This is a genomic window from uncultured Paraglaciecola sp. (assembly GCF_913058035.1).
Taxonomy (GTDB): Bacteria; Pseudomonadota; Gammaproteobacteria; order Enterobacterales; family Alteromonadaceae; genus Paraglaciecola.
In genome coordinates this window covers 1-6,663 of record NZ_CAJXPA010000203.1, presented here as the reverse complement: position 1 = coordinate 6,663, position 6,663 = coordinate 1, and the positions used below count along the sequence as shown (strand labels likewise).

The window sequence follows — 6,663 nt, the reverse complement described above, 5'->3', positions numbered from 1 at the left end:
GCTATTATTGGAGGCCATACATACTTCATGCAGAACCCAACAAAGAACATAAATGCAATTAATTGACCTATTAGAGTGGCGTTAACATTCACGACCGAACCTCCTAATTAAATGTTTGCTAAAAATGAAGGCTGACAACTAAGCACCAACAGCAAACAATAGGTACATAGAAAGACCAACACCAATCATTGGGATTGCATCAACAAGACCTGCAACAATAAACATTTTAGTTTGCAATGAGCCTGCTAGTTCTGGTTGACGAGCAACAGATTCTAAGAATTTTCCACCTAGTAGGGCGAAACCAATGGACGTACCTATGGCAGCCAAACCAACAATTATAGCAACTGCGATATATAACATGTAAATCTCCGAGTTTTAGTAAAGTTTAAAGTAAAAGTAAAAAAGTGTTTTGCAAACCTCTAGTGTTTTTCACTAGCTAAGCTTAAATATACTATGGTTAACATCATAAAAATAAAGGCTTGTAAAGGTAGTACCAACAAGTGAAACACTGCCCAAGCAAAGTGCAAGGGTAATTGCATTAAACCGACAGTAGCTATCAAGATAAATATCAATTCACTGGCATATAAATTTCCGAATAAACGTAATGCCAATGAAAAGGGTCGTGCTAATAATGTAACTGATTCAATCATAAAATTAACGGGAATGAATGCCCAATGATTGAATGGTGTCATTGTCATTTCTTTTGTGAAACCACGAAAACCTTTCATTTTGATTGAATAATACAAAATAAGAAAGAACACACCAAGAGCAAGCGCTGCCGTCACGTTTAAATCAGTGGTAGGAACTACCTTCATATAAACATCTTTAGGATCCATACCGAATCCATACTCTCCAACCATACCGGCTATACTCGGTAAAATGTCAACAGGTACCAAGTCCATCATATTCATTAATATTACCCAACAAAAAATTGTTAGTGCAAGTGGACCTATTAAAGCGCTTTTCCCATGAAATGTGCTGGTCACGTTTTCGTTTACAAAACCGACCACTATTTCTACAAATGCTTGTGTTTTATTTGGAACACCAGAGCTAGCTTTTTTCGCAACCGAGCGGAAAAACCATAAAAATAAAATACCCAATCCTATAGACCATGCAAGTGTGTCCACGTGCCAAGTCCAAAAACCAGCGTCTGCACATGCTTTATTAAATGCAATTCCATTTTCGGTATTGCACATAGAAGCGTTGGTTAAGTGATGTTTAATATATTCTGACGTTGTAATCTCAGATGCCATTGATTAACCCAATTGTAGTAATTTAAAATTCTTTAAAGGACATTTACTGCCGAAATAAATTAATTCGTATTCAATCAACTTATTATTTTATGTGTTACATCATTTTTTTGTGTATAACATTGCTGCCCATTGACAGACGTTACTCACCATAAAACCTATAAAAAGTGGAGCAGGCTCAAGACCCAACACTGAAAAAGCCACAACAGACATCAACAACGTTATATATAACTTTAACTTTGTTCCTCGGCTGAAACTCTTTACCACCAATTTATTTTGTCTGGCTCCAGAAAACCTAAAAGCAAAAAATCCAAATACGCCGCTTGTTATTATGTTAACTAAACCGCCATAAAAATATGAAAATGCAGTAAATTTTCCAAAAAAAATCAAAACTGTAATAGTTATAAAAATTACGACGATGCTTTGATAAAAGAACACTTTAAAGGCTAGCTCTTTACCTTCTATAGCAAGCTTATTTACCAAATTCACCTCGTTGTCTTCGAAACCAAACAAAAAGCGCCGGAATTATACTTTTTTATAGCCATTTTACAACACTAATGTCTAATTTGGTGCACAAATTGCTAAGATGAACTTACCCACGTAGCCTTTGTTTTTGTAGGGATTAATAATTTCCAGTGTTTTATATATCGCTTTGTTGTGATTAATCTCAACATACTTTATTAATTGTTTAAAATAGGAAGTTGTTATGCTCGACATTTAGCTTTGTTATAATAGATTAATCTACTTAATATGGCCTAGAATTCCATCCAGTTGATCAAGGCTAGAAAAGTTAATCACTACCTTACCTTTTCCTTTAGCATTGTGAGCAATATTTACCGGTGCTCCAAGATTTTCAGATAACTCTGTTTGCAATCGCTGTACATCAGGATCCTTTTTTGTCGGCTCTTTTTCGATTGTAGGTTCTAGTAGACGTCGTACTAGATTTTCTGTGTCTCGTACCGTCATTCCTTTGCCTGAAACAATTTGTGCAGCCTGATTTTGGGCATCACCTTGCAAAGCTAATAAGGCCCTGGCATGCCCCATTTCAATATCGCCATGTTCTAGCAATAATTTAACGTCATCATTTAAATTATTTAAACGTAATAAGTTAGTCACTGTTGTTCTTGGTTTACCAACTGCAGTCGCTACTTCTTGATGAGTGAGTTCAAACTCAACCATCAAGCGATCGAGTGCTTGTGCTTCTTCCATTGCATTGAGGTCTTCACGTTGAATATTTTCAATCAAAGCAATAGCTACTGCTGATTCATCTGGTACATCTTTTATTAGACAAGGAATAACATCTAACTGTGCTATTTGAGCTGCGCGCCAACGTCTTTCACCTGCAATTATTTCATATTTATTTTCAGAAATTTGACGCACAACAATAGGTTGAATAATCCCTTGAGAACGGATAGAGGATGCTAAATCTTCGAGAGCATCTGATGACATGTCTTTGCGCGGTTGATATTTACCCGGTTGTAAAAATTCCAAAGGAATTCTTTGTAATTCTCCTTGGTTCTCAGGTAACTCTGAATCGCTGCTCTTACCAGCTTGGCTGGTTGCTAATAATGCGTCCAAACCTCTCCCTAAACCCCTTTTTTTAGCCGACATGTCGTCCTCTATATTGTTCATTTTATTATTAACACTAATTTTATTTAGTTATTTTATTGGCTTTTTCGCGTCTTAATATTTCACCTGCTAAGGCTAGGTAGGCTTTCGCACCTGTAGACGATTTATCATAATACATAGCTGGTGAGCCAAAACTAGGTGCTTCTGCTAATCGCACATTCCTAGGAATAACAGTCCTGTATACTTGATCACCAAAATGTCGTTTTAGTTGAGCCGATACATCATTAGCAAGCCTATTTCTAGGATCGTACATTGTCCGTAAAACACCTTCGATTTTTAAACGTGGATTGACCACGGAAGCAAGTTTTTTAATGGTGTCCATTAAGGCAGTTAGTCCTTCGAGTGCATAATATTCACATTGCATAGGCACCAAAACAGAATCTGCTGCAGCCATGGCATTTACTGTGAGCTGATTTAGCGAAGGTGGGCAATCAATAAAAATATAATCGTAATAATTTTTAACGGGTGCTAATGCATTACGTAATCGCAATTCACGAGCAAACACTTCCATTAGTTTAATTTCTGCCGCAGTAATGTCACTATTTCCTGCAATGAGATGATATTTACCTGATGTTTCCTTAATTAACACTTCTTCGATAGGTTTTTCTTCAATCAGTAATTCGTAACAAGTATTTTCAACGTTATATTTATCTACACCGCTGCCCATAGTTGCATTACCTTGAGGGTCCAGATCAATTAATAAAACTTTACGTTTTGTGGCCGCCATTGATGCCGCTACGTTAACAGCAGTTGTGGTTTTACCTACCCCACCTTTTTGATTAGCAATTGCAATGATTTTGCCCAAAATATTTGTCCACTTTGTATTTAGAAAGCTTGGATAGAAAAGACACTTATTTTATAAATGTCGAAGGAATAGCTTCTATTTAACTGATTGTCTTTTAATTTTGACAATATGACGTTCACCATCAAGGCCCGACACGTTTAGTTTAGTTGTTTCTTGTAGCACAAATCCCACAGGTAACTCCTTAAGTTCATTGGTGGGAAGTCGACCTTTCAACGCAAGAAAAACACCATGAGAATCTACCAGATGTTGGCACCAGTGCAACATATCTTTTAATGAAGCAAAGGCCCTACTTAATACTCCATCAATTTTTACATCTGGGACAAAATCTTCAACTCTTGATTGTACTGGCTGGATATTATCTATTTTTAGTTCATAGGCAACTTGTTTCATAAACCGAACACGTTTGCCTAAACTATCGAGTAAAACAAAATGTTTATCTGGACACATAATTGCAAGGGGTATACCCGGCAATCCAGGGCCTGTACCGACATCAATGTAGCAGCCTTTATCTAGGAAGGGTGCGACAACAATTGAGTCTACAATGTGTTTGATAACCATTTGTCGCGGGTCTCGCACAGATGTTAAATTATAAATTTTGTTCCATTTATGCATTAACAGCACATAATTAATTAGTTGTTTTTGTTGTCCCTGAGTAACAACCAAATCACTATTTTTCAGACTATTTGCGAGTACACCTAATAGTTCGTTTTCTAGAATGTGTTCGTTACTCATCAGGCTGAAATTTTAGTTTGATGAGTGCTAGTACCAATTAATAAGCCATGTTTTTTCAAGTACACCAATAAAAGTGATACTGCTGCTGGAGTTATGCCTGATATTCTACCCGCTTTTCCAATCGTTTCTGGGCGGGAATCTGATAACTTAGCCACCACTTCATTACTTAAACCTGAAATTTGACTAAAATCAAAGTTCATAGGAATCAACGTATTTTCGTTTCGTAACGTTTTGGCTATTTCATCTTTTTGACGTTCTATGTAACCCGCGTACTTAATTTGGATTTCAACCTGTTCAGCAGCTTGCTTGTTATCAATCTCCGGTCCAAAGTCTTCTATTTGCATTAATATTTTATAAGTCATCTCTGGTCGTCTTATTAAATCTTCTAATGTATTTTCTTTGGTAACTGGATTTTTTAACAATTCATTTAACGCTTCAGTTGATCCATGCGATGGATATACCCAAGTTGATCTAAGCCTCTGTCTTTCCAATTCAATAGCTTCTAATTTTTGATTAAATGCCTTCCACCTATTTTCATCCACTAAGCCAATAGCATAACCCTTGGCCGTCAATCGAATATCAGCGTTGTCTTCACGCAACAATAGGCGGTATTCAGCACGACTGGTAAACATACGGTAAGGTTCCTTAGTACCCATAGTAGACAAGTCATCAATAAGTACTCCCATGTAGGCTTCATCACGACGCAATATAAATTCTTCTTTCTGTTGAACTTGTAGAGCTGCATTTACGCCAGCTATCAAACCTTGCGCACCTGCTTCTTCATAACCTGTGGTGCCATTAATTTGACCAGCAAAAAATAAACCATTGATAAATTTGGTTTCTAAAGTTTGTTTAAGATCACGTGGATCGAAGAAATCATACTCAATTGCATAGCCTGGACGAACAATGTGTGCATTTTCAAAACCGATGATAGAGCGAACAAATTCCATTTGAACGTCGAATGGTAAACTTGTAGAAATCCCATTCGGGTAAACTTCTATACTGTTTAATCCTTCTGGTTCAACAAATATCTGATGTGACTTTTTATCTGCAAAACGATGAATCTTATCTTCAATTGAAGGACAATATCTTGGTCCAATACCTTCTATTACACCAGTATACATAGGGGATCTATCTAATCCACCACGGATAATATCATGAGTATTTTCATTCGTATGTGTGATGTAGCAAGGTATTTGTTGAGGATGATCGCTAGCTTTTCCCATATATGAAAAAACTGGAACTGGTGTATCACCATGCTGTTTTTGCATTACATCAAAATTTAAAGTCCGTGCGTCTAATCTTGCCGGTGTTCCTGTTTTTAAACGATCAACTCGAAAAGGTAATGCACGAAGCCTTTGTGCCAGCGCAATCGACGGAGGATCCCCAGCACGGCCTCCTTTATGGTTTTCCATACCAATATGTATGGTTCCACCTAAAAATGTGCCTACAGTGATCACAACTGTTTTGGCATGAAATTTAAGGCCCATTTGTGTCACAACACCAACCACACGATCTTGTTCTACGATCAGATCATCACAAGATTGTTGAAACAAAGTAAGGTTTTCCTGATTTTCAACGATTTTACGAATTTCAATTCGGTATAGTGTTCTATCTGCTTGAGCTCGTGTGGCCCTTACAGCTGGACCTTTACTTGAATTCAGAGTTCTAAATTGGATTCCAGCTTTATCAGTTGCTATGGCCATAGCACCGCCTAACGCGTCTATTTCTTTGACTAGATGGCCTTTTCCAATTCCGCCTATTGCTGGATTACAAGACATTTGTCCAAGCGTTTCAATGTTGTGTGTTAGCAAAAGAGTACTTGAACCCATGCGTGCAGATGCTAACGCAGCTTCTGTTCCGGCGTGGCCACCACCGACGACGATGACGTCGAAATGTTGTTGATAAAACATGATTTTCCTCTAAAGCTAAATGATCAATATGATCATTGTCATGCACATAAAATGGGAGGCACATTCTATATAGATTTTAGCGTAAGTAAAATGCTTAAAAACTACTCAATTAGTGTTTGTGGATCCCTTAGTATTTATAAGATCTTTTAGATCTTTGTTTATTATTACTATTATTAAGCAGCCACTTTTCTGTTGGTAAGTCATTATTTTTATTATAGTTCAATAAGTTACAAGCAAGTAAAGTATGTGTGTAATCCTTGATCAAATATGTATAAGTTGGGTGTAAGTATGTCTTTTATCCACAGGGTGTTTTTGAGGTAATTTTATTCAATGG

The 6,663-nt window shown here is 36.9% G+C and carries 7 protein-coding genes and 1 pseudogene; all 8 read right to left on the bottom strand.

Translation table 11 applies throughout. The features are described from left to right. Nucleotides 1-92: pseudogene (locus tag QZ562_RS18350) on the bottom strand (F0F1 ATP synthase subunit B); the annotation flags it as partial. Between the two features lie 46 nt (nt 93-138). Then, nucleotides 139-360, bottom strand: coding sequence for a F0F1 ATP synthase subunit C (atpE, locus tag QZ562_RS18345; RefSeq protein WP_293763439.1), 222 nt, complete (start codon nt 358-360; stop codon nt 139-141). Nucleotides 361-419: 59 nt separating this feature from the next. Then, a complete protein-coding gene (gene atpB, locus QZ562_RS18340) occupies nt 420-1,253 on the bottom strand; it encodes a F0F1 ATP synthase subunit A (RefSeq protein WP_293763436.1) in 834 nt (277 codons plus the stop codon). Nucleotides 1,254-1,352: 99 nt separating this feature from the next. After that, on the bottom strand, nt 1,353-1,739 hold the full coding sequence (locus QZ562_RS18335; RefSeq protein ID WP_293763433.1) for an ATP synthase subunit I: 387 nt from the start codon (nt 1,737-1,739) through the stop codon (nt 1,353-1,355). Nucleotides 1,740-1,991: 252 nt separating this feature from the next. Beyond that, nucleotides 1,992-2,861, bottom strand: a complete 870-nt coding sequence (locus QZ562_RS18330; RefSeq protein WP_293763430.1) for a ParB/RepB/Spo0J family partition protein — start codon at nt 2,859-2,861, stop codon at nt 1,992-1,994. A 40-nt stretch (nt 2,862-2,901) separates the two neighbouring features. Further along, nucleotides 2,902-3,684, bottom strand: a complete 783-nt coding sequence (locus tag QZ562_RS18325; RefSeq protein WP_293763427.1) for a ParA family protein — start codon at nt 3,682-3,684, stop codon at nt 2,902-2,904. A gap of 75 nt (nt 3,685-3,759) precedes the next feature. Next, nucleotides 3,760-4,416 carry a 16S rRNA (guanine(527)-N(7))-methyltransferase RsmG gene (rsmG, locus tag QZ562_RS18320; RefSeq protein ID WP_293763424.1) on the bottom strand — a complete coding sequence of 219 codons (657 nt, stop codon included), beginning with the start codon at nt 4,414-4,416 and terminating at the stop codon, nt 3,760-3,762. Next, nucleotides 4,416-6,329, bottom strand: a complete 1,914-nt coding sequence (gene mnmG, locus QZ562_RS18315; protein WP_293763421.1) for a tRNA uridine-5-carboxymethylaminomethyl(34) synthesis enzyme MnmG — start codon at nt 6,327-6,329, stop codon at nt 4,416-4,418. The genes rsmG and mnmG overlap by 1 nt, the downstream gene beginning before the upstream one ends. Nucleotides 6,330-6,663 lie beyond the last annotated feature (334 nt).

Coding starts and splice junctions, on each gene's coding strand:
- atpE (WP_293763439.1), bottom strand. CDS start 360: ATGTTATATATCGCAGTTGCTATAATTGTTGGTTTGGCTGCCATAGGT.
- rsmG (WP_293763424.1), bottom strand. CDS start 4,416: ATGAGTAACGAACACATTCTAGAAAACGAACTATTAGGTGTACTCGCA.
- QZ562_RS18330 (WP_293763430.1), bottom strand. CDS start 2,861: ATGTCGGCTAAAAAAAGGGGTTTAGGGAGAGGTTTGGACGCATTATTA.
- atpB (WP_293763436.1), bottom strand. CDS start 1,253: ATGGCATCTGAGATTACAACGTCAGAATATATTAAACATCACTTAACC.
- mnmG (WP_293763421.1), bottom strand. CDS start 6,329: ATGTTTTATCAACAACATTTCGACGTCATCGTCGTCGGTGGTGGCCAC.